At 67.2% G+C, this 23,776-nt stretch carries 27 protein-coding genes; 12 read left to right on the plus strand and 15 right to left on the minus strand.

The genetic code is table 11. The annotated features are described in order from the left end of the window. The first annotated feature begins 7 nt into the window (after positions 1 to 7). The 5 genes from B7R21_RS02415 (at position 8) to B7R21_RS19645 (ending at position 4,866) form a co-directional block, all read left to right on the plus strand. Positions 8 to 1,744: a hypothetical protein gene (locus tag B7R21_RS02415; protein WP_116281652.1), complete on the plus strand. Its 1,737-nt coding sequence runs from the start codon at positions 8 to 10 to the stop codon at positions 1,742 to 1,744. Beyond that, positions 1,741 to 3,684 (plus strand): glycosyltransferase, encoded by a 1,944-nt coding sequence (locus tag B7R21_RS02420; protein ID WP_116281653.1) that lies wholly within the window; start codon positions 1,741 to 1,743, stop codon positions 3,682 to 3,684. Before B7R21_RS02415 ends, B7R21_RS02420 begins: the two co-directional genes overlap by 4 nt. Positions 3,685 to 3,774: 90 nt before the next feature. Continuing rightward, positions 3,775 to 4,080: a hypothetical protein gene (locus tag B7R21_RS02425; RefSeq protein WP_147305777.1), complete on the plus strand. Its 306-nt coding sequence runs from the start codon at positions 3,775 to 3,777 to the stop codon at positions 4,078 to 4,080. Between the two features lie 38 nt (positions 4,081 to 4,118). After that, positions 4,119 to 4,634, plus strand: coding sequence for a GAF domain-containing protein (locus B7R21_RS02430; RefSeq protein WP_116281655.1), 516 nt, complete (start codon positions 4,119 to 4,121; stop codon positions 4,632 to 4,634). Positions 4,635 to 4,683: 49 nt separating this feature from the next. After that, positions 4,684 to 4,866, plus strand: a complete 183-nt coding sequence (locus tag B7R21_RS19645) for a hypothetical protein (RefSeq protein ID WP_147305779.1) — start codon at positions 4,684 to 4,686, stop codon at positions 4,864 to 4,866. A gap of 76 nt (positions 4,867 to 4,942) precedes the next feature. On the opposite strand, the gene B7R21_RS02435 is transcribed toward B7R21_RS19645, so the two are convergent. From B7R21_RS02435 to B7R21_RS02445, 3 genes are read right to left on the minus strand one after another with little or no spacing between them, the layout of a single operon-like run. After that, on the minus strand, positions 4,943 to 5,737 hold the full coding sequence (locus B7R21_RS02435) for an SDR family NAD(P)-dependent oxidoreductase (RefSeq protein WP_116281656.1): 795 nt from the start codon (positions 5,735 to 5,737) through the stop codon (positions 4,943 to 4,945). Beyond that, entirely contained in the window at positions 5,738 to 7,099 is a 1,362-nt protein-coding gene (locus B7R21_RS02440) for an FAD-binding oxidoreductase (RefSeq protein ID WP_216364085.1), read from the minus strand. Continuing rightward, positions 7,096 to 7,512: a GtrA family protein gene (locus B7R21_RS02445; RefSeq protein WP_116281657.1), complete on the minus strand. Its 417-nt coding sequence runs from the start codon at positions 7,510 to 7,512 to the stop codon at positions 7,096 to 7,098. Before B7R21_RS02445 ends, B7R21_RS02440 begins: the two co-directional genes overlap by 4 nt. 48 nt (positions 7,513 to 7,560) lie before the next feature. Here B7R21_RS02445 and B7R21_RS02450 point away from each other — a divergent pair, with 48 nt between their 5' ends. Beyond that, positions 7,561 to 8,580 (plus strand): decaprenyl-phosphate phosphoribosyltransferase, encoded by a 1,020-nt coding sequence (locus B7R21_RS02450; RefSeq protein ID WP_216364087.1) that lies wholly within the window; start codon positions 7,561 to 7,563, stop codon positions 8,578 to 8,580. Positions 8,581 to 8,605: 25 nt separating this feature from the next. Here B7R21_RS02450 and B7R21_RS02455 read toward each other — a convergent pair whose 3' ends face one another. The 8 genes from B7R21_RS02455 to B7R21_RS02490 all read right to left on the minus strand — a co-directional run bounded on the left by B7R21_RS02455 (position 8,606) and on the right by B7R21_RS02490 (position 14,842). Further along, complete coding sequence (locus B7R21_RS02455) at positions 8,606 to 9,133, minus strand: phosphatase PAP2 family protein (RefSeq protein ID WP_116281659.1); 528 nt, start codon at positions 9,131 to 9,133, stop codon at positions 8,606 to 8,608. A 22-nt stretch (positions 9,134 to 9,155) separates the two neighbouring features. Further along, positions 9,156 to 10,172 (minus strand): GGDEF domain-containing protein, encoded by a 1,017-nt coding sequence (locus B7R21_RS02460; protein WP_116281660.1) that lies wholly within the window; start codon positions 10,170 to 10,172, stop codon positions 9,156 to 9,158. Beyond that, complete coding sequence (locus tag B7R21_RS02465; protein ID WP_172592014.1) at positions 10,169 to 11,389, minus strand: sensor domain-containing phosphodiesterase; 1,221 nt, start codon at positions 11,387 to 11,389, stop codon at positions 10,169 to 10,171. The genes B7R21_RS02460 and B7R21_RS02465 overlap by 4 nt, the downstream gene beginning before the upstream one ends. 11 nt (positions 11,390 to 11,400) lie before the next feature. Continuing rightward, entirely contained in the window at positions 11,401 to 12,573 is a 1,173-nt protein-coding gene (locus B7R21_RS02470; protein WP_116281662.1) for a right-handed parallel beta-helix repeat-containing protein, read from the minus strand. 70 nt (positions 12,574 to 12,643) lie between these two features. Next, the gene (locus tag B7R21_RS02475; protein ID WP_116281663.1) at positions 12,644 to 13,696 is read right to left on the minus strand and encodes a GGDEF domain-containing protein; all 1,053 of its coding nucleotides are present in this window, start codon (positions 13,694 to 13,696) and stop codon (positions 12,644 to 12,646) included. Beyond that, positions 13,696 to 13,890 (minus strand): hypothetical protein, encoded by a 195-nt coding sequence (locus B7R21_RS02480; RefSeq protein WP_116281664.1) that lies wholly within the window; start codon positions 13,888 to 13,890, stop codon positions 13,696 to 13,698. Before B7R21_RS02480 ends, B7R21_RS02475 begins: the two co-directional genes overlap by 1 nt. A gap of 162 nt (positions 13,891 to 14,052) precedes the next feature. Next, positions 14,053 to 14,454 (minus strand): hypothetical protein, encoded by a 402-nt coding sequence (locus tag B7R21_RS02485; RefSeq protein ID WP_116281665.1) that lies wholly within the window; start codon positions 14,452 to 14,454, stop codon positions 14,053 to 14,055. A 49-nt stretch (positions 14,455 to 14,503) separates the two neighbouring features. Next, the gene (locus B7R21_RS02490) at positions 14,504 to 14,842 is read right to left on the minus strand and encodes a DMT family transporter (RefSeq protein ID WP_253259600.1); all 339 of its coding nucleotides are present in this window, start codon (positions 14,840 to 14,842) and stop codon (positions 14,504 to 14,506) included. Between the two features lie 38 nt (positions 14,843 to 14,880). On the opposite strand from B7R21_RS02490, the gene B7R21_RS02495 reads away from it, so the two are divergent. Further along, complete coding sequence (locus tag B7R21_RS02495; RefSeq protein WP_116281667.1) at positions 14,881 to 16,164, plus strand: MFS transporter; 1,284 nt, start codon at positions 14,881 to 14,883, stop codon at positions 16,162 to 16,164. Here B7R21_RS02495 and B7R21_RS02500 read toward each other — a convergent pair. Continuing rightward, positions 16,151 to 16,789 carry a TrmH family RNA methyltransferase gene (locus B7R21_RS02500; RefSeq protein WP_116281668.1) on the minus strand — a complete coding sequence of 213 codons (639 nt, stop codon included), beginning with the start codon at positions 16,787 to 16,789 and terminating at the stop codon, positions 16,151 to 16,153. The genes B7R21_RS02495 and B7R21_RS02500 overlap by 14 nt on opposite strands. 82 nt (positions 16,790 to 16,871) lie before the next feature. Between B7R21_RS02500 and B7R21_RS02505 the strand changes: the two genes are divergently transcribed. Together B7R21_RS02505 and B7R21_RS02510 are read left to right on the plus strand one after the other, a co-directional pair. Beyond that, a complete protein-coding gene (locus tag B7R21_RS02505) occupies positions 16,872 to 18,257 on the plus strand; it encodes an Nramp family divalent metal transporter (RefSeq protein ID WP_116281669.1) in 1,386 nt (461 codons plus the stop codon). A 91-nt stretch (positions 18,258 to 18,348) separates the two neighbouring features. Continuing rightward, complete coding sequence (locus B7R21_RS02510; protein WP_172592015.1) at positions 18,349 to 18,663, plus strand: DUF7882 family protein; 315 nt, start codon at positions 18,349 to 18,351, stop codon at positions 18,661 to 18,663. Between the two features lie 46 nt (positions 18,664 to 18,709). Here B7R21_RS02510 and B7R21_RS02515 read toward each other — a convergent pair whose 3' ends face one another. After that, complete coding sequence (locus B7R21_RS02515; RefSeq protein WP_116281670.1) at positions 18,710 to 19,066, minus strand: hypothetical protein; 357 nt, start codon at positions 19,064 to 19,066, stop codon at positions 18,710 to 18,712. A gap of 83 nt (positions 19,067 to 19,149) precedes the next feature. Continuing rightward, a complete protein-coding gene (locus B7R21_RS02520) occupies positions 19,150 to 19,830 on the minus strand; it encodes a metal-dependent transcriptional regulator (protein ID WP_116281671.1) in 681 nt (226 codons plus the stop codon). 93 nt (positions 19,831 to 19,923) lie between these two features. On the opposite strand from B7R21_RS02520, the gene B7R21_RS19650 reads away from it, so the two are divergent. The 3 genes from B7R21_RS19650 (at position 19,924) to B7R21_RS02530 (ending at position 22,047) form a co-directional block, all read left to right on the plus strand. Next, positions 19,924 to 20,247: a hypothetical protein gene (locus tag B7R21_RS19650; protein WP_147305780.1), complete on the plus strand. Its 324-nt coding sequence runs from the start codon at positions 19,924 to 19,926 to the stop codon at positions 20,245 to 20,247. A gap of 54 nt (positions 20,248 to 20,301) precedes the next feature. Then, positions 20,302 to 21,174, plus strand: coding sequence for a KPN_02809 family neutral zinc metallopeptidase (gene ypfJ / locus B7R21_RS02525; protein ID WP_116281767.1), 873 nt, complete (start codon positions 20,302 to 20,304; stop codon positions 21,172 to 21,174). Between the two features lie 72 nt (positions 21,175 to 21,246). Further along, positions 21,247 to 22,047 carry an HAD-IIA family hydrolase gene (locus B7R21_RS02530; RefSeq protein WP_116281672.1) on the plus strand — a complete coding sequence of 267 codons (801 nt, stop codon included), beginning with the start codon at positions 21,247 to 21,249 and terminating at the stop codon, positions 22,045 to 22,047. Between the two features lie 30 nt (positions 22,048 to 22,077). Here the strand turns inward: B7R21_RS02530 and B7R21_RS02535 are convergent, their stop codons facing one another. Continuing rightward, the gene (locus tag B7R21_RS02535; RefSeq protein ID WP_172592016.1) at positions 22,078 to 23,763 is read right to left on the minus strand and encodes a leucine-rich repeat domain-containing protein; all 1,686 of its coding nucleotides are present in this window, start codon (positions 23,761 to 23,763) and stop codon (positions 22,078 to 22,080) included. Between the last annotated feature and the right edge of the window lie 13 nt (positions 23,764 to 23,776).

A 23,776-nucleotide genomic window follows, 5' to 3' on the forward strand; every position in this document is an offset into this window, starting at 1 on the left:
GGCCGGCGTGAGCACCCTGAAGGCGGCACCGGCTCCGGCGGCGCCTCGCGCGAAACCTCCAGCACCAGCGGAAGCAGCAGCGCCCCCTTCCCCCCTCGAGTCGTCGCGTTTCACCCTCTGGTGCCTCGAACGATGGATGTCGCTCGGCGCCCCCGCCGTCGGTCGCCGTGTGCCGGGCACGATGGTGGTCGCGGTGGCGGCCCTCGCCGTGGGCATCGTGGCGGTGATCGTGACCACGTCGACCGGCCTGAACATCGCCTACGCCGACTCGCAGAGCCACCTCACCATCTCGCGTCGACTCTTCGACAGCAAGGCGCCGGGATTCACCCAGCTCGGAACGGTCTGGCTGCCGGTGCCGAGCCTCATCCTCGTTCCCTTCGTGCAGAACCTCTGGCTCTGGCACACAGGGCTGGCCGCGGGTCTCCTCGGGCTCGTCTGCCTGATGGGCACGGCCTGCGGCGTCTACCGGGTGGCGGCACGGATCGGGCTGGGCCGGCCGGCGCGCATCGCGGGGGTGCTGCTGATCATCGCCAACCCGAGCATCCTGTACGTCTTCACCACCGCCCTCACCGAACCGGTCCTGATCCTCTGCATGATGGGCTGTTTCGCCGGCCTCGCTCACTGGGTCACCTCCCGGCGGAACCTAAGCGCCGGCGAGATGATGGTCTTCACGGGGCTCCCGGCCGCAGGCGCGACGCTCTCCCGCTACGAGGGCTGGGTGCTCGTCGTCGGCGGAACGGTCGTCGTGCTGGTCGCGAGCTGGCGCCGCAAGAAGGAGTGGCGCTACGCCATCAAGATGTCGCTGGCGTTCGCCGTTCTGCCAGCGGTGGCGATCGGCTGGTGGCTGGCCTACAACTACGCCGTCTACGGCAATCTGCTCGAGTTCCTGAACGGGCAGTACTCCGCGTCGAACCTCCAGAAAGCGACGGCAGACGCCGGGCTGCTGGCCTACACCCACAACGCCGGGCTCACTCTCTGGACCTACAACTGGTCTGTTCTCGAGACCGCCGGAGCCCTCACCGTCGTGCTCGGCATCGGCGGCGCGATCATGCTCGCCTGGCGCTTCGGCCTGTCGAACACCGCCCTGCTGGTCTGGGTGATGGGTGTCGCCTACGGCTTCTCGCTGCTCAGCCTCTACCTCGGCCAGACCCACATGAACAACGACCACTCCCTCCCCGAGAACTGGTGGAATTCGAGGTACGCCCTGGCGGTCATCCCGTGGCTGGCGGTGCTCGCGGCGGTGCTGGTCGACAGCCTGTCCCGTGTGCCCACGATCGCACCGGGCCTCCTCGCCCTCGTCGGCCTCGCGCTTGTGCTGCAGACGGCATGGTGGGCGACAGACCCCGCCCGGTCATCCGTCATCGCCGAAGCCGACGGCTACATCCAGCTGAAGGCGGCCAGCGGAGCAACGGATGCCGCAGCCTACCTCCGCGACCACTACGACGGGGGGCAGGTGCTGATGGACGAGTCGGCCGCGGGCAGCGCGCTCCTGCCCGAGATCGGCATCCCACTCGTCGACTACTACAACCGCTCGACCGGCGAGCTCTTCACGGCGGCGATCGCGGATCCGGTGAGCCACGCGAAGTGGGTCTTCGTCTCGACCGCCGACGCGCCGGAGCTCAGCCAGACGGGGGTCGCCGACCTCGTCTACGACGCGGTGAAGAAGCAGCCCTCGTTCGAGACCTCCTACCGGGTCGTCTTCGACGAGGGCGACTACCGCATCTACGAGCGGATCTCCTCATGACCGACCTCGACCGCACATCGCTCCGGGTGGGTGAGATCCTGGTGAACGCCGGTCTCGTCACCGAAGCGCAGGTTCAGGATGCCCTCCGGAGGCAGGCCCACGAGGGGGGCCTCCTCGGGCGCCAGCTGATCCTCTCGGGTGTGATCTCACGACGGGAGATGTACGAGGCCCTCGCCGAGCAGTGGGAGGCTCCCCTCGTCGATCTCGTGGCGGATCCCCCCGAGGCCGGGCTCTTCTCCATCGATGAGCCGGAGCAGTACATCGAGGCCGGCTGGGTGCCCTGGAAGAGCGAAGGCAACGGCGCCGTCATCGCGACGACGGTTCCTCCGACAGACGACGTCATCCACTCCGCCCGCCGGATGCTCGGGGTCAGGAGCATCCGGGTGCGCACCACCACGGACTGGGACCTGAACCAGGCGGTCGAAGCGGCCTGCCGCACCCGCCTGCTCTTCGGCGCCTCGGATGCCCTCGCCACCGAGAGCTCGGACGAATCGGCCAAGACGGGCCTCCGCCGCTGGCAGATCGCCGCGCCCGGTGTGCTCGTGGCGCTCATCGTCGCCGGCTGCCTCGTGAACCTGACCGCAACGCTGGTGATCGTTCTCACGGGGGCCAACCTCATCTTTTTGATGAACATCGCGTTCAAGGCCGTTGCGGGCTTCCGCGCGCCCTTCAATGTGCGTGAGAAGGAACGGTGGGCGACAGACGTCTCGCTCGAGCGGGTGAGCCGGGGGCTCGAACCGCTGCCGTCGAGGGTCCCCGACAACGAACTGCCGATCTACACGATCCTCGTCCCTGCCTACAAAGAGGCGAACATCATCAGCAAGCTGCTGGTGAACATCGGTGCCATCGACTACCCGAAGGCGAAGCTCGAAGTCATGGTGCTGCTCGAGGCCGATGACGACGAGACGATCGCCGCCGTGCGCACGATGCGGCCGCCCGAGTACGTGCGCATGGTCATCGTGCCCCCGGGCGGCCCGCAGACGAAGCCCCGCGCCTGCAACTACGGGCTCTCGTTCGCCCGCGGCGAGTTCGTGGTCATCTACGACGCCGAGGACCGCCCGAACCCCTCCCAGCTCCGCGACACCGTGGCGGCGTTCCGGCAGGACGAGTTCGAGCGGCGTTACGTGGATCCCTCACAGAAGAAGCTCGTCTGCCTGCAGGGCGCCCTGGTGTACTTCAACGCCGACTACAACGTGCTCACCCGGCTCTTCGCTGTGGAGTACGCGCACTGGTTCGACTCGATGCTTCCGGGGCTCGACCAGTCGCACCTCCCCATTCCGCTCGGCGGCACCTCCAACCACTTCGACACCGCCGTGCTCCGCCAGCTCGGTGCCTGGGACCCCTACAACGTGACCGAGGATGCCGACCTCGGGCTCCGCGTCGCCGCCCACGGCTACCGCGTCGGCGTGATCGAGGCCTCCACCGGCGAGGAGGCGTGCGCCGAGGTGGGCGCCTGGATCAGGCAGCGCACGCGCTGGATCAAGGGCTACATCATGACCGCCGCCGTCAACACCCGGCACCCGGTGCGCTGGTTCAGGGTGAACGGCCCCCTCGGCGCGCTGTCGCTGGTGGCCCTCATCCTCGGAACGCCCCTGGCCTTCCTGCTCTATCCCCTGGTGCTCGGTTTCACCGTGTTCACCTACCTCGGGGTGCAGTTCATCGGGCTCAACCTGCCGGAGTGGCTGATCGTCGCCGGCACCACGAACATGCTCTTCTCGAACGGGCTGATGATCATCGTCTCGGGCCTCGCGGCCTGGAAGCGCTACAACTGGCGCGTCGCGATGTTCGCACTGCTGAACCCGGCGTACTGGATCCTGCACTCCATCGCCGCCTGGCGGGCGGCCTGGCAGATCGTGTTCAGCCCGCACCACTGGGAGAAGACCCCGCACGGCCTCACCGAGGAGTACGAGGACTCGGCCTTCGAGGGGAACGGCGCCTGAGCCGCGTCAGAAGTCGAGACCCCGGCTGCTGCTTCGGAGCGACCGGGCCGCAGTGAATCATCCTCGCGTTCTGGCTCTATGATTGCCACCGTGTCTGACGCGACGAAGAATGAGCACCCCGTCCGGCGGTGGGCTCTCGTCGTCCTCACGTCGGTGCTACCACTGGTCACAGCGTCGACCGCGGCGTTCTTCTTCACCTTTCGAGCCACCCTCCCCGACAGCGACCCGTCCAAGGGTGCCCTGCTGTTCTGGGGTTTCGCCGTGTCATTAGTGACCCTCGTCCTGCAGGCTTTCAAGATCGTTCTCGAGCAGCGTCAGAAGAACACCTCGAGCAGAGCGACCGAGGCGGCAATCGATGACGCCGATCAGGCACGCGCCGCCCGACGTTGGCGATGAAAGACGTTCTGCAACAGTTGGCTGAGAAAATTTCTCAGATGCCCTACATCGCTGACGAGGCCAAACGAGACACGCACCTCCACCTGGTCGCCAAATATGCCGTCGACGCGATCGGAGCGCTCATCTCCCCCGCAGCCGGCGACGTCCGCGCGAACGTCTTCGGCCTTACTCAAACCAGGGACGGTCTGGTCTGTGTCGAGTCGTCGCGGAAGAAGAAACCCAGCCCGTTCCTTGCAGGCGAGGCTGAAACTCGGGAAGCACTCGAGTTCCTCAGCAGCGGCGAACGAATCGTGCTGTATCACGACCTGTCCAAGAGCCGGCCCGCTAGCTGGGGCCGCCAGAACCAGACCGGCTACAAATCCTTCATGTCGGTACCCATCGCCGCCCCTGACCCTGATTCCCATGATGGAGAACTCAAGGTATACGGAATGGTCTCGATCGACGCAGCCGCCGTCGACGTGTTCTCGACCAACGACGAGCACGTCGCAGAACTGGTCGCGGATCTCGTAGCCACCGCGTTCGCGATCGACGATGCAACCGCGCACAACGCATGACTTTCGACATAACTGGGTCAACGTCAGCTTTGCGCTTTAGACTGGTGCCATGAGCGAGGCACAGGCGGCACGAGGGTTCAACTTCGGCGTTCTCAAAGTGAAACCGCGAATCCCGCGCGTGCACAATGACCTATCCGACCCAGTTGTTGTGGCTCAGCTTCGTGAATCTGCGCTCCGCGAGAGCCGCGAGGAACGCGTCCGTCGGAACCAGTCCGACCACCGCTCCAAGTAGCAGTCCTCCGAGGCGTCCGGCCCGGTCTCACGGGCGGAGCAACGTTCGAGGAAGACCTCTTGACCAGGTAGCCGCGTCAGAAGTCGAGTCTGTTGAACACGACCCGGGGAATCGAGCGCACCACCGCCATGATCAGCAGCCACTTCGCCGGAGCGTAGACCACCGGTCGGCCGGCGTTCACACCCGCCACGATCTCCGCGGCCACAGCCGAGACCGGAGCCAGGCCCTTCTGGGGCAGGCCCGCCGTCATGGGCGTCGCCGTCGGCCCGGGCTTGACCAGCACCACCCGGAGCGGCGAGCCGGCGGTGCGGTGCTGAAGGCCTTCGGCCATCCGCTCGATGAGACCCTTCGAGGCCCCGTAGATGTAGTTCTTCCGGCGCCCGCGGTCGCCCGCGACCGACCCGAGCACGGCGATGGTGCCGGCGGTCATCGTGTCCACCGCGGCCTCCAGCCAGAGCGAGGGTGAGACGCCCGTGACCTGCAGCACCGCGGCGGCCTTCGCGAGGTCGGCCTGCGACTCGGCCTGCTCCGTCATCGAGCCGTGGGCGATCAGCACCGTGAGCCCCGCCCCGGCCGCCGCACCCGGCGTGCCTGCCCCGGCGAACGCGGAGACCGCCTCACCGATGCCCTGCACGTCGAGGAGGTCCCTCGCGGATGTCTCGATCCGTGCCGCCGGGAAGCGCACCCTCAGGTCGGTTGCCACCCGGTCGAGCCCCACCTGGTCGCGCCCGATCAGCAGAGCCGAGGATGCCCCACCCTCCAGCCACAGTCGGGTGCAGTCCGACGCGATCGCCGAGGTCGCGCCGATCACGACGAGATCGGTCGGCCAGGGCGACGGCTTCGATCCGGGGCGGGAGGGCAGTGCGGGCATTCAGCTTCCTAACAGTCGACGGGACATCTCCGAGCTGATGCCCGGATCGCGGTACTCGGTGAATTCGGCGAGGCGGGGGTAACCCGCCTCGAACAGGGCGACGGGCATCCGGGCATCCTTGGCCAGGTAGAGTCGCCCACCGTGCTCGCTGACGACCGCGTCGAGCGACGCCAGCAGCGCCAGCGTCGATCGACCGAGATTGGGGAAGTCGATGGTCAGGTTCACGCCGGGCCGGGCGAAGCTGAGCATGCCGATGGGCTCCCGGTCGCCGAGTGTCTTCAGCACACCGAGGAACGACCCCTGGCCGGAGCGGGCGACGATGGCCAGGATCTCCCGCACGCTCTCGAGCCCCGTCGCCCGGGGCAGAACGCACTGGTACTGGTAGAAGCCGCGTGGCCCGTAGGCCCTGTTCCACTCCTCGACCGCGTCGAGGGGATAGAAGAACGGTTTGTAGTGCACGACCTTCGAACCGGCACCCGCTCTCTTCAGGCGGTAGTAGGCCCGGTTCAGAAGCGGCAGCGTCAGGCTGTTGACGAGCGAGAGCGGGGGCACGACGGGAAAGGTGATTCCGCCCTTCGCCGCTCCGAGCGGGGTGGCCGACGGCGGTACCTCCCTGTGCGGGGAGGGAACGGGATTCGCCCGGGACAGGATGCCGCGGCGCCCACCCCCGGTCGTGATGTCGATCCACGACACGACGTGCTCGAACGACTGCTCCGACGCATCCGACAGCTCGAAGAACTCGGGGAGGGACTGGTAGGGGATGTCCTCGGCGAGCAGCCACGGCCCCGGAACCCGCTTGAGCCTGATCGAGGCCTGGACGATGAGGCCGGTCAGCCCGAGGCCACCGCAGGTCGCCTCGAACCAGCCCCGGCCCTCCGGCTCGTCGTGCGGGCCACAGACGATGACCTCGCCGTCGGTGCGCACCAGGGTGATCGAGACGACGTGGTCGGCGAAGGTGCCCATCGTGGCGTGGTTCTTGCCGTGCACGTCATTGGCGATGGCGCCGGCCACGGTGACGATCTCCGAGCCGGGCGTCACGGCGAGCATCCAGCCCTGCCTGCTGAAGGTCGCCTGGATGTCCCGCAGCAGCACACCGGGCTCGACGGTCAGGATGCCCGTGGCGTCGTCGAAGGCCAGCAGGCGGTTCATCGAGCGGGTGTCCCACAGGGTGCCGCCGGCGTTCAGCGCGACATCGCCGTAGCTGCGTTCCATGCCGCGCGCGATTCCCGGGGCGCTCGCCTGCAGGATGCCGGGGGCGGCATCCGCCGAGGTGATCGGAACGACCCGGTGCTCGGCGTCGCTGAGACGCCCCCATGACGAGACCCTGCTCGACGACACCCTGCTCGACGACACGCTGCTCACAGCGACTCCGTTCCGGCACGGTCGGCCTTGAAGGTGATGTTCTTGTCGAGGTAGTACTTGATGACGTAACCGATCGCGAGGCCGATGACCGCTCCGGTGTATCTCGCCGCCTCGGTGCCGAACACCAGCAGGGCGCCGAACTCGAAACCCCAGAAGACCAGCGTCGTGATCCCGCTCATGACCGTGTAGAGGCCGAGGGTGCGGGCCTGGTGCCTCATGCTCTTCACCTCGAACCGGAAGATGAACCGCTTGTCGAGGAGGTACTTCGTCACGACCCCGACACCCGTGCCGACGATCACGCTCGCGACCAGAGCGAACGGGCCGGTGTAGAGCGCCTCGGTCACGAACTGGGAACCGAGGTTCGTGACCGTCGAGATCGCGGCGAAGAGCACATAGAGCAACCCAGTTCTCACGGAATGGTCAGCCTTTTCGGGGTAATCAATAGCTCTAGTATGAGTCATATGGCCCCTGTCGTGGGGGTGGGGTCCAAGTCTGCCATGGTCGGCTCCGCCCCCACGAGCCATCCCGGCGGCGAGCCGGTGGAATGGGGGACAACAGTGACAGTCGTACAGGTCGGGTCGACATCCAGGATGCCGGCCTTTCTCCGGGCCATGCGCCCCAAACAGTGGCTGAAGAACGTGCTGCTCGCCCTCGCCCCGCTCTCCGCCGGCGTGCTTCTCGAGCCGGGCGTGATCGTGGAGGTGCTGCTGGCGATCATCGCCTTCAGCCTCACCTCCTCGGGCGGCTACATGCTGAACGACCTGCTGGACATCCAATCCGATCGCCTCCACCCGAAGAAGCGGTTCCGACCGATTCCTTCCGGTGAATTCCCCGTCCGCGCTGCCTGGCCGACGGCCCTCGTGCTGCTGGTGGTTCCGAGCGCGGTCGCCATCGTCGCAGGCCACGTGCTGTTCGGGGCGGTGCTGCTGACCTATGTCGTCATCCAGGTCTCGTACTGCATCTGGCTGAAGCACCAGCCGGTGATCGACATCATCGTCGTCGCCAGCGGCTTCGTGCTCCGGGCGATCGCCGGCGCGGCCGTGGTGGGGATCCCCGTCACCCAGTGGTTCCTGCTGGTGATCTCCTCGGGCTCGCTGTTCATGGTCGCGGGCAAGCGCTATTCCGAGAAAGTGGGCAGCGCCGGCCAGGAGGAGCTGCACACCCGGAAGACGCTGGATCTCTACAGCCTCGGCTATCTCCGTTTCGTCTGGACGGTCGCTGCGACGCTCACCATGCTCTCGTACGCGATGTGGGCCTTCGACCTGAACGGAGGCACCTCCATCGGCTCCATCGCCTCGATCGTCCCGTTCGGGGTCGCCCTTCTCCTCTATGCCTTCGACATCGAGAAGGGCGACGCGAGCGCGCCCGAAGAGGTGGTGCTGAAAGACGTTCGCCTGTTCGTCTGCGGCATGATCTGGGCCGGCCTCTTCCTGGTGTCTGTTCTCGCCCGCCTGTACGGCTGGGAGCTGCCGACCCTCTGAGACAGGGCGGCCGGACCGGGCGGCTTCAGCCGACCGGCAGCGACGTGATGACCAGGGCCGCGGGAACGCCCACCAGGAGCCCGAGGGCGAATCCGGCCAGCACATCCGTGACGAAGTGCATGCCGAGGAGCACGCGGCTCGCGCCCATGAGCACGACGAGCACCAGGGCGACCGGCCAGAGCACCGGGACCAGCGCGGTGTAGACCACCGCGGCGGCCATGGTCGATGCCGCGTGCGAACTCGGAAAGCTCAGCTTGCTCGGCGCGCTCGCGTAGACGGTCACCGAAGCGTCGCTTCCGGGGCGGGGCCGCCTGACGACCCGTTTGACGGCGATGGACAGGCCGTGTGCCAGCACGACGGCCACGACCCCGCCCACCCAGGCCTGCCAGCGCGCGGAGTCGACGACCGCGCCGACCAGCCCGAGAAGGATCCATCCTGCCGCGTGCTCACCGATCAGGCTGAGGGCTCGGCCCAGCGGCACCAGCGCCCGCGCTGCCGGCAGGCGTTGCACGCCCACGATGAAGAGGGTCTCTCTGCTGCGGAGCGACGTCATGCCCGAACCCGATCGTGATGCATCAGAGGATCCGGATCAGGTTGCGGCCGGTCGCCTTGGCCTCGTAGAGCGCACGGTCGGCGTGGCGCATCAACTCGTCGAGCCTGCCGATCGCCTCACCCGACCGACCGACGCGGATCGTCGCCGCCCCTCCCACACTCGCCGTCATCTTCGGGGTGAGGGGGAGATCCTCCACGGCGGCACGCACCCGTTCGGCGATGAAACTCAGATCCTCCTCCGCGGAGATCACGGTGAAGATGCAGAATTCGTCGCCGCCGATGCGCACGCACACATCGCTCTCGCGGGTCGTGTCTATCAGGGCGCGAGCCACGCCTTTCAGCACGACGTCGCCCGCCTCGTGACCGAGAGTGTCGTTGACCGCCTTGAAGTGATCGAGATCGATCAGGAGACACCCCACGCGCTGGCCCGTCCTCTCGGCCAGCGCGATCATGATCGGGATGTTGACCTCCATGCTCCGCCGGTTCGCCAGGCCCGTCAGAGAGTCAGTGAGCGACAGGGCGATGGCTTCGTCCCGGGCGGCCTGGAGAGACTGGCGGAGAACGAGCACCACGATCGAGATGATCGTCATCAGCGCCAGGAAGATGACCCCCGCCACGATCGGAATGGACGAACGGAGCAGGATGATCACAAGACCGAAGAGGGTGCACCCGATCGAGATGCCCGCCGCGACCCTGATCTCCAGGAAGGCGGCTGCCGCTGCGGCGGTTCCGAGGAACACGAAGGCGGTCAGCACACCGATGGCCGCCGGCTGGATGCTCAGACCGATGACGGTCGTGAGCAGCGTCGTCGCGATGACCACCCGCATCGTGAACCGTGTCGTCACCCACGTGGTCACCCTCGCATAGACAGTGATCCCGAGCCCGGCGGCGACTCCGGCGAACGTGACCCAGCGAGCCCAGCCGGGATTGAAGTCCGCTGTGGCGGACAGGATCGCCAGGAACACGGCCCCCGGGACGAAGATGAACTGCAGGGAGAGAGCACGCACCTCGCGGACGCTCCGGTTCGCGAAGATCTTCACAGCCGCACCGCCAGAGCGAGGGCTCCCCGCGTGACGATCTCCCGGTCATGCGTGAGGATGTATTCGAACAGTCCCGGCCCATCGGGTCGGCTCACCTCGCGGGCCGTCAGCATCGCGGAATAGGTTCCGCTGAGCACGATCATCGACCATTCCGCGCGGAGCGGATCCGAGGCGGCGAAGGCGCGCACTTCGAGCCGATCGATGCCGTCCATCGCCGGCAGTGTTCCGAACCGGTCCTGCAGGAAGACGGCCACCAGGCTGGAACGACTGGCGAGCGTCGTGTAGCGGGCTCGCAGGTCGTCGTCGAAGTCCTCATCGTCCCGGAAGGTCGACAGCACGACCATCGAGGAGTCGCCGTCGAGTGCACGGGCCTCCAGCAGCATGCTCGTCTGTACGAGCAGCGGCCGGGTCGACGTCGTCGGGGTGCGGAACTGTGCGGCGATCGAGAACGGCGTGGCCGCAGGCCGCGTCTCCGCGACATCCGAACGCACCTGCACGCCGGGGGGAGAGGCCTCGGGCGCGAGATCGCTCGGTCGCCCGAACAGGTACCCCTGCCCGAGCGTCGCACCGAGCGCGAGCGCCTGGCTGATGTGCTGCTCGGTCTCGACACCCTCTGCGACCACGACGGCGCCGAACTCCTCCTGGTAGGTGCTGACGGCGTCCATGATCCGCGCCGTATGCCTGCTGGGCTGGTTCTGCAGCAGGCTCATGTCCAGTTTGATGATGTCCGGACGCACCAGAGGGAGCACGGCGAGCGAAGCGGGATTGCTTCCGACGTCATCCATCGCGATCTTCAGTCCGGAGGCCCGCAGGCGCGAGACCGATCTGAGGAGCATCCCGAGATCGTCCAACAGGTCGCGCTCGGTGATCTCCACCACGACGACGAGACTGATCGGCAGCAGATCCGCGAAGAGGTCGAGCGCCTGCGCCTCGACGTTCACGAACAGCGAGAGCGGTTCGACGATGCCCGCGCGGTGCCCCGCTCGCAGGGATTCCGCCACGCAGGCCTGGTCGAGCGCAGCCGTCAGCCCCACCTCGCTCGCCACCCGGAACAGGGTGTCGGGCATCTCCGCCGACGACCCGGCCGGCCCTCTGCTCAGGGCTTCGTACGCGACGACGCTTCTCGTCTCCAGATCGACGATCGGCTGGAAGACGGTGTGGAGATCACCTTCGGCGATGATGCGGCGGACTTCGGCAACCGTTCCGGTCTCGGTCACGATGGACTCTCTCACGTCCTGATCACGGCGTTGTCTGCGTGGTTGCCCACGACCTCGGTGACGGAGCAGGTGATGAACCGACAGGGCTGTGCGGCCATATGGCCCTCTTTCCACTGGTTGCCCACGGCGGCGATGGCCCGGGCGAAGGTTGCTTCGATGACGTAGGTCCAGCCGGCCCCGTCGTCGTCGCAGGCGAAGGTGTTGCCGGTGATGGAGAAGCCCTCGGTGCGCGCCGCACTCGACACCCCCGCGATCGTGATCGCCGGATAGGTGTTCTGGGCGAGTTTCCCCCCGTTGGAGAACGTGTTGCCGATGATCTGGATCTGGGGTTTGTCGGAGCCGAGCCACGGCGGCATCGTGTAGACGATGGACTGCTTGCGCGACCCCTCGAGGATGTTGTTGGAGACCAGGATCCGCTTGTTTCCGCGGAACTCGATGTTGTAGGTCGGCGAACCGTCGAGGTGGTTGCCGAGAATCCGCACGGGCCCACCCTCGATCGAGAGGTCGGCGTAGCTTGCGCCGATGTTGTTGTTGAGGATCCAGGAATCGTAGAACCGGTATCCGGTGTGGATGCCCGTACCGGTGTTCTGCTGGATGTTGCAGCGGTCGATCACATTCAGCAGGCCACCCTCGTCGGCGAATGTGCCGTCGTTCAGCAGCATGCCGTAGCCGTTCCAGTTCAGCAGGAGCAGTCTCTCGAAGTGGGTCTTGTCGAAGTGCCCGGAGACACAGGCCCCGCCGAGTCCGGCCGAATCGAGCACCAGATTGACGAAGGTGCAGAGGTACCAGAGTCCCGTCACGAGGGGGGCATCCGTCGACGCGCGGATGGTCGCGATCTGGGAACCTGCCCCTTCCAAACGGATGCTCGTGAACCCCGCCCCCGTGTCTCCGATCGAACCCGAGACGAGGTAGACACCGACCGGGAACCACACGGTTCCGCCGCCGGCGTCCCTCGCGGCCGACAACGCCGCCTGGATGGCCGGCAGGTCATCCTGCACCCCGTCACCCGCGGCGCCGAAGTCGCGCACATTGAACACCGGGTCGCCGGGTGTCAGAGCGGTCGGGGCGACATCGGCCGGCACCCGGGGGCCCGACAGAGCAGAGGGCAGAGTAGCGCCGGATGCGGCACCCGCGAAGAGCGCCCGCCGGGTCAGTTCTGCACCGAAGATGAGCTCAGCGACCACAGTGCACCCCCCGAGACGAGCCCGCAGGTGCCCTGCAGGCGTTTCACAGCTTGACGGTCAGCGTACATGTTCATGTCAGGTTCCCTCGAGTCTCGATGCGGAAGGTGTCCCTGCCTGCGCGTTTCGCCTCGTAGAGCAGGCGATCGGCTTCCGCGAACAGGGCGTCCAGCTCGGCCATCGTGCCCGCCCGTCCTGCCGCACCGCCGATGCTCACCGTCACCCTCGGCAGCATCTCCCCCGAGGCACGCTCGGTCATACTCGAACGCAGTCGAGCCGTCAGGCGCCCGGCGAGCCGGTCGAGCTCGAAGACATCCGCGACCGGGGAGAACACCGCGAACTCCTCCCCGCCCGTGCGGACCACGAGGCTCGGGCTCCGTACCTCACGGCTCAGGATGTGGGCGGTGTTGATCAGGACGAGGTCGCCGGTCTGGTGCCCGTAGGTGTCGTTGACGTGCTTGAAGTGGTCGAGATCGAGAACGAGGCAGCCGAGCACCTGGCCGAGAGCGTCGGCTCGGGCATCCAGAGCCGGAACAGCCGACTCCATTCCCCGTCGGTTGAGCACGCCGGTGAGGGAGTCTGTGCCGGCCTGGGTCAGGGCGTTGTCACGCGCGAGCTCCAGGAACAGGCGGAGCTTGACGATGAGGTACCCCCCGCTGACGACGAGACCGAGGTAGATCAGCACCACCGCAAGCGGGATCGTGCTCCGCGTCACGGCGACGAACACGGCCAGCGCCGTACCGAGGGCGCCGAGGATCGCGCCGGCCCGATAGGTGTCGAGCGTGATGGCCGACAGGGTGAGGGCGAGCAGCGAGAACGACGTGATGACGGCCAGGTCGGCCTGGGAGACCGACACCGACAGTGCCGCGATCGTCAGCATGGCGGCGCCGATCAGGATGCGGCCCGGAACATGTGACTCGATGACGCGCCGGCGCACCATCGCTGCGACAAGAGTTGCCACCACCGCCACACCGGCCAGCCCCACATTCACCCACTGGGGCTGGATGTCCACGAAGACAGCGAAGATCGCGTAGCGCACGGCCGTTTCGATGGCCAGCACCTGGATGACCCGGGTTCTGAAGTCCAGTTCGAGCGCCAGGGCCCTGCCCCTGGGCGCGCTGACCATCAGGCGACGCCTTGGGATCCGAACTTTCCCTCGATCTGTACGGCCAGCTCCTCCTCGGCGATGACGCCCCAGTCGATGTCATGCGCGTGATCAGCGCAGACGTCGAGAGTGTGGCGGACCCCCTTCAGCGTCAGGGGCAGCGAGGTCGTCACCGGTTCGACACAGTCATCGAAGATGCAGTGAGCCTCTGCCACGACCGTGTCCCCCCGCGAATATCTGTCTGCCCCCGTCTGTGGAGCAATACGGGTAACATATTACCGGTTTCCTCTCTTTGGGTGATCACTATCGACATCATGCTCTGACTCTGCTAACTTCGTCCATCTTTTCGAGGTGCATTCGACCTTTTCGAGGTGCATTCAGCGCAGACGCGAGGCACTGCCGTCGGCGGAGACCATGTAGACCTCGATCCTCAGGTCGTCCACCGCCTGGGCGAGCCAGGCCGTCTCGGCGAAGAAACGGCTCACCGGTTCGCTCACACAGAGCGCGATACGGGCTCCCACGAACAGGGTCGAGCGGAGCCACACCAGCTTGAGAGCATCCGCCATCGCCTTGTTGCGCTGCCCGGACTTCACCGCCCCTCCCGACGCGACGCACTGCACGAGCAGGCGGTTGCCCGGGTCGACGCCGTCGACCTCGACCCTGACGCCGCCGGGCAGAGCGACGAGTCGCGGCAGAAGGGGTGTCGCGAGGTGCGCGGCCAGCGCCCCCAGCAGAGCGCCCGACGCGTCGGGTCGAGCGGCGCTGGCGGCTTCGGTCATCCGCTGACTCTAGGCGCTCCGTGTTACGGCGCGATTACCGCGGGATTCCTCAGCGCTTCACTCCCAGCTCGAGCAGCAGCACGCCGCCCACGACGAGCACGATGCCGATCAGCTGCACCACCGTGAGGAACTCCTTGAACACGATCCAGCTGATGAGGGTCACGAGCACGATGCCGACACCGCCCCACACCGCGTAGGCGATGCCGAGCGGCACCCCGCGGGTCAGCGTGAAGCTCAGCATCACGAACGACAGGAGGTATCCGACCACCACGATCGCATAGGCCCACCAGCGGTTCGCGAACGTGACGCCCTCGCCCGAGGTGAACTTCAGAAACGTCGTCGCGACGACTTCGCTGGCGATGGCCAGAGCGAGAAACAGGTACCCCACACGCGCCAGCCTAGGGCAGCCGCGCCTAGGCTGAAGGCGTGGCAGCAGAGGGGAGGGCGAAGAATCCGCCCGCGCCCGACCCATCGTGGCGCGGGCACGAGAAGGGCAGCCCCGCCTACCGTCGCCTACTCGTGGCCCTGTTCTTCGCCGGGATCGCCACCTTCGCCCAGCTCTACTCGCCCCAGGCCGCCCTGCCCGAGATCGCCTCCGAGCTCCGGATCGGCGCGGCCTCCGCCGCGCTCGTGGTCTCTGCGTCGACGATCGGCCTCGCGATCGGAGTCATCCCGTGGTCTGTGGTGGCCGACCGGATCGGGCGCCTCCGTTCGATGTCCATCGCCGTGGTCGCCGCATCGGCTCTCGGCCTCCTCGTTCCCTTCGCTCCGACGTTCGAGGTGCTGCTGGCCGGACGGTTCCTGGAGGGAGTGATGGTGGGCGGCGTGCCCTCGATCGCCGTCGCCTATCTCAGTGAAGAAGTCATCAGAGGCCATGCCGCGCGGGCTGCCGGAACGTATGTCGCGGGCACCACCATCGGCGGTCTGCTCGGGCGGCTCGTGGCCGGACCTGTGGCCGAACTGACCACCTGGCGCATCGGCGTGTTCACCGTGGCCGTGCTCTGCACCGTGGCAGCCGTGGTCTTCATCCGGCTCGCGCCGGAGCCGCAGGGATTTGTGCCGAGGGCCGAGCGGAGGCCCGGCACCGACCCCTCTCTCGCAAGGCGGCTGGCGGTCAACCTGCGCTCCCGGCGCCAACTGGTGCTCTACGCCCAGGCCTTCCTGCTGATGGGCGGCTTCGTGGCTCTCTACAACTACCTTGGCTTCCGGCTGGCGGAGGCGCCGTTCTGGCTCCCGCCCGCGATCGTCAGCCTGGTCTTCATCGCCTACCTCGCGGGCACCTGGTCATCGGCCCAGGCCGGCGCACTCGCGAGTCGCATCGGACGGCGCCCCGTGCTGCTCGGATCCATCGCGCTCATGATCGCCGGCGTCGCCCTCACCCTGTCGTCGCTGCTCGTTCTCGTGCTCGCCGGCCTGGTCGTGGCGACCGCGGGGTTCTTCGGGGCGCACTCGACCGCCTCGGGCTGGACCGCCGCCGAAGCCACGGTCGGCCGGGCCCAGGCTTCGTCGCTCTACAACCTCTTCTACTACGCGGGGTCGAGCCTCTTCGGCTGGCTCGGCGGCCTTCTCTTCGACGCCGCGGGCTGGTCTGCCACGGCGGGCCTGATCGGCTCCCTCGCTCTCGTGGCGGCGGCCCTCGCGCTCGTCGGCCTCCGCGGGGCCGACCCGGGGGGCCGGCCGCTCGGCGAGCGGATGCTCAGCCGAAGCTGACGTGCTGCAGCACCCACGCGTGCATGGCCACAGCCGCCGCGGCTGACGCGTTCATCGAGCGGGTCGAACCGAACTGGCTGATCTCGACGATCGACTCAGCCGAGGCGATGGCCTCGTGCGAGAGCCCCGGCCCCTCCTGGCCGAAGAGCAGCACGCAGCGCTCGGGGAAGGCGAACGTCTCGATGATGACACTTCCGGGCACATTGTCGATCGCGATGATCGGAACGGCATCCGCTCGGGCCCACGCCGTGAAGTCGGCCACCGTGTCGTGGTGCTGGATGTGCTGGTAGCGGTCGGTCACCATGGCGCCGCGACGGTTCCAGCGCTTGCGGCCGATCACATGCACCGTGTCTGCGCCGAACGCATTGGCACTCCGCACGATCGATCCGATGTTCATGTCGTGCTGCCAGTTCTCGATGGCGACATGGAAGGCGTGCCGATGCTCGTCGAGGTCGGCGACGATTGCGGCCATCGACCAGTAGCGGTACCGGTCGATGACGTTCCGGGAGTCGCCGCGTTCGAGGAGTTCGGGGTCGTAGTGATCGCCTGTCGGCCTGTCTCCCTGCCACGGGCCGACGCCGTTGGTGGTGAGTTCGACCGAGGGGTTGCTGGCTGCGTCTGGCACCCGACCACGCTACCGCGCCCCGGCGTCGAACCAATTGTTAGACGCATCAAACAATTGGTTCGAACTGCGCTAACATGGCGCAATGACTGCGACGAAGGCTCGCGGCGGCCCGCCCGGTTCCCGCCCCCTGCCCCGAAGCCGTGCGCCACGGCTGGTGTTCCTGCTGGGCCCGGCCTTCGTCGCCTCGATCGCGTATGTCGACCCCGGCAACGTCGCCGCCAACCTCACGGCCGGCGCGCGCTACGGATACCTGCTGGTGTGGGTGCTCGTCGTGGCGAACGGCATGGCCATGCTCATCCAGTACCAGTCCGCGAAGCTCGGCATCGTCACCGGCCGGAGCCTCCCGGAGCTGCTCGGAGAACGGATGCGCACCCGCAGTCGGCGCGCGTTCTGGGTGCAGGCGGAGCTCGTCGCCGCAGCCACCGACCTGGCCGAGGTGATCGGCGGCGCGATCGCACTGCAGCTGCTCTTCGGACTGCCGCTGCTGCTCGGCGGAGTCATCGTGGGAGTGATCTCGATGATCATCCTGAGCGTGCAGTCCCGGCGCGGCCAGCGCCCGTTCGAGACGGTCATCGTGACCCTGCTCGCCGTCATCGCAGTCGGATTCCTCGCCGGACTCGTCGTGAGCCCGGTATCGTTCGGCGGGGTCGTGGGCGGGCTCGTACCCCGGTTCGAGGGCGGTGAGACGGTGCTGCTGGCGGCCGGGATGCTCGGGGCGACAGTCATGCCGCATGCGATCTACCTGCACTCCTCTCTTTCCCGGGACCGACACGGATCCTCGCTCGCCGGGCACGCGACTGCCCACGTCGCCACCGAGCGCGCTGCTCGTCTCCCCCGCCCCGCGGCCGGCCGCCTCACCCGCGACGGGCTCGTCCGCACAGAGTTCGTGCCGACGCCCGGGCACACCGCGGGTATCCGGCGCCTCCTCCACGCGACCCGCTGGGATGTGGTCGTCGCCCTGCTGCTGGCCGGAGCCGTCAACATCTCGATGCTGCTCATCGCGGCCGCGAACCTCGGCGGCGTCGACGGCACCGACACCATCGAAGGGGCGCACACCGCCATCACAGCGGCCCTCGGCCCCGTCATCGGAGTGATCTTCGCGATCGGGCTGCTCGCATCCGGCCTCGCCTCGACGTCGGTCGGCTCCTACGCCGGTGCGACGATCATGTCGGGCCTGCTGCACGTCCGCATCCCGCTGCTGCTGAGGCGCGTCATCACGATGATCCCCGCCCTGATCATCCTCGGCATCGGAGCGAACCCCACCTGGGCGCTGGTGCTGTCGCAGGTGTTCCTCAGCCTCGGGATCCCCTTTGCGCTGGTACCCCTCTTCCGCCTCACAGGCGACCGGATGCTCATGGGGCCGTTCGCCGACCGCCTCCCCCTGCGCGTTCTCTGCTGGCTCGTCGCGACACTGATCGTCGTGTTGAACGTGGCGCTCATCGTTCTGACGACAACCGGCGCAGGCTGAGGTATTCTGGGCTGAGTTCAAGAATCTTCGCCCGGACCTGCGGAGTATCCACCCACGTCAGGCGCGTGACTTCAGCTGCAAGGGAACCGCATTGGGCACACTGATCTACGGGCCGGCCGCCAAGCCGATCACCATCGAAGACCGCGATCTCGCACACCTGCAGGCGGTGATCCTCGCAAAGCTCCGCCGGGGCGAGAGCTTCTCGTTCAGCTGGGAGCGCTCGAACGACTTCGGCAGCGGCCACAACACCCTCTGGCTGCACCCGCAGATGCACATCGAGTTCACGTACTTCGGGTCCAAGCGCATCCCGCTGAACAGGGAGTGGGTGGAACGGCTGATGAACCGGGCCAACAGCACGGGCGGGCTCGAGCTGGTTCCCGAGGCGGCGCCGGTAACCGGGCGTTAGGCTTCGCCGGGCAAAACCTCACTGGGCAGGACCTCGCCGGGCTCGGTCAGTCCAGCTCGGCGTCGTGCTCCTGCGATTCCCGGTACCGGTCGGAGGCCGAGATCGGGCCGTCGCCTCCGCCCAATTGGGCGATCTTGTTCTTCAGCGACTCGACAAGAGCGAAGTCGTCGATGTCGACCTCGTCGGCGACCTCATCGGTCACTCCCGGGATCGAGGTGCAGTACAGCTGCGTCGTCGGCCCGAGCAGCAGGTTCGAGAAACCCCGGCGGCCGTCAGCGAGCACGGGAACGGTGATGCGGTCGGTGACGCCTGCGTTGGCAAGTGCAACGGTGTAGTCGAACACGGCGGCGCAGACATCGAAGCTGACCGTGACCACACCGGATCCGTAGTGGAGTTCCCTCATCCCTCCAGTGAACCACTGTTGGGCGGCGTGTTCGTACTTTTGCTACGTCGGATGTCGCAGATGGGCCTCCCGCGCGCCGCGGATCAGACGCCTGCGCGCGAGACCCACACTGCGTCGGATGCCCGCTGGCCGAGCTCCACAGCCTCGCCTGTCGCACCGAGCCGCACGGCCACATCGCCCGCGAACGTCCGGTGTTCGTCTACCGTCAGGGCGACATCCAGAAGCACACCCTTCTCGGCCACGTACCGCAGGAGCGCCGGGTCGGCGTCGGAGATGCGCGAGACGACGAGCGGATGCCCGGGCTCGGCGTCACTCAGCCGCACCGCGTCGGGCCGTCGCGGATGCCCGTCTGCCGTGGGGATCGGATCGCCGTGCGGATCCCTCGCAGGAAATCCCAGCTGGCGGTCGATGCGGTCGATGAGGAGGTCGGAGACGGCGTGTTCGAGCACCTCCGCTTCGTCGTGCACCTCGTCCCAGGAGTATCCGAGCATCTCGACGAGGAACGTCTCGACGAGCCGGTGCCGGCGCACCATACCGATCGCGACGGCGCGGCCCGCCTCGGTGAGCTCGATGCTGCCGTACGGCTCGTGCGCGACCATTCCGAGACCCGCGAGCTTGCGGATGCCATCGGAGACCGTTGCCGCGCTCACACCCGTACGCTCAGCGAGCTGTTTCACCGTCACGGGCTCCGGCTCCCACTCCGACGCAGCCCAGATGACCTTCAGGTAGTCCTCGGCAGCAGTGGTGAGAGAAGGCACGGACATACCCGAATTCTACCGAAGCGGCTCCGGAGCCCACATCCAGGCTGTGAAATCAAGTCCCTCCGAGCAGATAGTTAGCGTTACTAAACTTTTTATGTGCCTCACTCAGAAACGGCCGGCGCTGATGCCGGTGAACGATCCCCCCTCCTGGAAGTCGTCGAAACCACGCCCGGACCTGCGACCGTGATCCCGCCGGTCGGCCCCGAATACACCCGCACGGTCCATCACAGTGGAAACCGGTTCTTCGCCACGGCAGAAATGGCAGAGATCTTCTCCGTGCAGGCCGAACGGACCGTGCAGAGCGGGCAGACCGAGCTGATCCCGCTCCTGCACAGCAACGGAGTCGAGTTGCTGCTGGTGTCGCCCGAGACCGTGTTCGCCGTCGTGACCATCGAAGTGGGCCGCCCGAAAGTGCTCTGAGCACCAGTGCGCAAGGGTGTGCATCCGGATGCGCACCTCAACTACCGTCGTCACATGACGTTCAACGACAACTCCAAGCTCGACACGAGCCGGGTCTCGAAGCGTGGCAAGACCGGGATCGCCCTCGGCGGCGGTGGAGCCGTCGTCGTGATCGGGCTCTTCCTGCTCTCGCAGGTGCTCGGGGTCGACCTGACCGGTCTGGCCGGCGGGGCCACATCACAGGGATCCTCCAGCGCCGAGGCCCTCGACTGCCAGACCGGCGCAGACGCCAATGCCCGGGTGGACTGCCTGATGGTGGGCGCATCCAACTCGCTCGACGCGTACTGGACGGCCGAGGCCCCCCGGCTCGGCGTCAGCTACCGGTCCCCCGCCGAGTTCGTGCTGTTCGACGGCGGCATCGGTACCGGATGCGGACAGGCGACGAGCGCAACAGGGCCGTTCTACTGCCCCGCAGACCAGAGGGTCTACGTCGACACATCGTTCTTCGACGAACTCCGCACCCGATTCGGGGCCACCGGGGGCACCCTCAGCGAGATGTATGTGGTCGCGCACGAGTGGGGACATCACATCCAGCAGCTCGAGGGAACCTTTGCGGGCACCGACCGCAACGCCACGGGAGCAGGTTCCGATTCGGTACGCACCGAGTTGCAAGCCGACTGCTACGCGGGCGCGTGGGCCGCCTCCGCGTCGCAGATCACGGACGAGAACGGTGTCGCGTTCATCCAACCGATCACCGAGGCGCAGATCGCGGATGCCCTCAACGCGGCCGCGGCGATCGGCGACGATCGGATCCAGCAGCAGTCGACAAGCTCCGTGAACCCGGAGAGCTTCACCCACGGCTCGGGCGACCAGCGCGAACGCTGGTTCACGAACGGATACAGCGGCGGGGCGGGGAACTGCGACACGTTCGCTGCGGGTGCGCTGTAGGTGCGCTGCAGGCGCACAGGCGCCTGAGAGGCGACCCGCAGTACCCTAGTGCTGAGCACCAGGAGGAGCACCATGTCCCGTCGTGATGAAATCGAATGCTGGCTGACCGACATGGACGGCGTTCTCGTCCATGAGAACCAGGCCCTCCCGGGTGCCGCAGAACTGCTGCAGCAGTGGCGCGACGAGGGGAAGCCCTACCTCGTTCTGACGAACAACTCGATGTTCACCCCCCGTGACCTCAGCGCTCGCCTCCTCGCCTCCGGTCTCACCGTTCCCGAAGAGTCGATCTGGACGTCGGCTCTCGCCACAGCGGCCTTTCTGAAGTCGCAGCAGCCGGGCGGTTCGGCGTTCGTCATCGGCGAGGCCGGTATCACGACGGCGCTTCACGAGGCGGGCTTCATCCTCACCGACACGAACCCCGACTACGTGGTGGTCGGTGAGACCCGCAACTACTCCTTCGAGGCGATCACCCGCGCCATCCGGCTCATCCAGGCCGGGGCGCGCTTCATCGTGACGAACCCCGACGCGACCGGGCCGAGCGCCGAGGGCCCGCTCCCCGCGACGGGCGCCGTGGCGGCGCTCATCACCAAGGCGTGCGGCAAGGAGCCGTACGTTGTCGGCAAGCCGAACCCGATGATGTTCCGCTCTGCCCTGAACAAGATCGGCGCGCACTCGGAGAACACCGGCATGATCGGCGACCGCATGGACACCGACGTCGTTGCGGGCATCGAGGCCGGACTGCACACCATTCTCGTACTCACCGGCATCAGCGACCAGGCGGAGATCGCCCGCTACCCGTTCCGGCCCGACGAGATCCTGAAGGGCGTCTACGAACTGCTCTCGCCGGAGCCGGTCGAATCCGACGAGGAGTGACGGGCTCCGTTCACCTCGGCATCCGCCCCGTCACTTCGGTATTCCCGCCTTCGCACTGGTTGCCGAAACGGGAGTGAAGCCCGACCTGCTCCCTGTCACCGTGACGGTGATGGCCTTGCCGAGGTCTGCTGCGGGCACCGTGTGGGTCGCACCCACGGCACCCGTGATGGCCACTCCGTCCCGATTCCACTGGTACGTGTAGGAAACGGGGGCGGGAGTCCAGGTTCCGGGCACCGCCGTCAGCACCTTGCCGAGGGCGACGGATCCGAGGATCGTCGGCGTTCCCGGCGCGATCACCCCTCCCGTCACCGGCGCGGTCGCTGCGCTCGTCTTCGACGCTGTGGTGTAGCCGGCCTTCGTGCCGGTGACTCTGACGGTGATGGTCGACCCGGCATCGGCGTTCTTCACCGTGTAGGTCGACGCCGTGGCACCGGCGATCGCCACCCCTCCACCCAGCCACTGGTAGGCCAGGTTGACCGTTGCCGGAGCCCAGGCTCCGGAGTTCGCTGTGAGCGTCTGCGAGACCTTCGCCGTGCCGGAGATGGTCGGCACGGGCGTCGCCGTCAGCACGAGGCCGGCGACAGCCGTGGTCTGGGCGCTCTCCACCGTCGCCGTGGCATACGACGCTTTCGTGCCGGTGACCGCCACACTCACCTTCGTACCGACATCCGCGCTGGCCAGTGTGTAGGTGGACGTGGTCGCGCCGCCGATGGGCACTCCGTCACGCTTCCACTGGTACGACAGGGCGACCGGTGCGGGCCCCCAGGAGCCCGGGGAGGCCGTGAGAGTCTGGAGGTAGATCGCAGAACCCGAGACGATCGGAGTCGGCGCCGTGAGAGTGCCCCTCGTGACCACCTGCGTGAACCGGCCGCTGAACGCGAGCGTGTTTCCCGCCGGGCGCGTCAGGGATTCCGCCCAGAAGAGCTGCCCGACCCCGTTCGATCGCCAGGTGAACCCACCCGGACTCTCGTAGCCGTAGGCCTGCGACTCAGCCGTCAACCGGAGCGGCAGGGGGTCGAGGCTCGCAGAACGCGCCACCGGCAGGGCCTGCAACGTGCCGACAGGGATGGCCGGAAGCGAGAGCGATTGATTGGTCAGATCCACCTCTGCCGCTAGAGACCCGAAGGGCACAGCACTCGACAACCGATTGTTCGAGAGGTTGAGATCGGTCAGCTGAGTGAGACGGGAGGCGAACGAGGCATCCGCCAGAAGATTGAACGAGAGATCGACCTGGCGAAGCGCTCCCCCGCCCGCAAAACCGGCAGCGGACGCGATCGAGTTGTGATTCAGCACCAGCCGGCCGAGACTGCCGAGCCCCGAGAGGTCGCCGAGCGACTGGATGGAGTTGTAGGAGGCATCGACGTTCACCAGCGCCCCCAGACCCGCGATGACGGAGATGCTCTGGAGACTGTTGTACGAGAGCGTGAGCGACTCCAGTCGCCCGAGACCTGCGAGGGGCCCGGCATCGGTCAGCTCGTTGCCGCTCAGGTCGAGGGTCTTCAGCGCCGAAGCCTGTCCCAGGCCCGTAACCGAGGCGATGCCCCGCTGCGGGCACGCCAACTCGGTGAGAGTCTGAAGCTGTGCTAGCGCCACCTCCGGCCCCGGATCATCCAGCGCCGTGAGCACGCATGCCTTGAGCGCCGCATCCGGAAACGCGACAGCGGGGCTGGCGGCCTGGGCCGCGCCCCCGACCCCGAACACGCCCAGAAGTGCCACCGCAACAACTGCG

This window comes from Subtercola boreus (genome assembly GCF_003399625.1).
Classification (GTDB): Bacteria; Actinomycetota; Actinomycetes; order Actinomycetales; family Microbacteriaceae; genus Subtercola; species Subtercola boreus_C.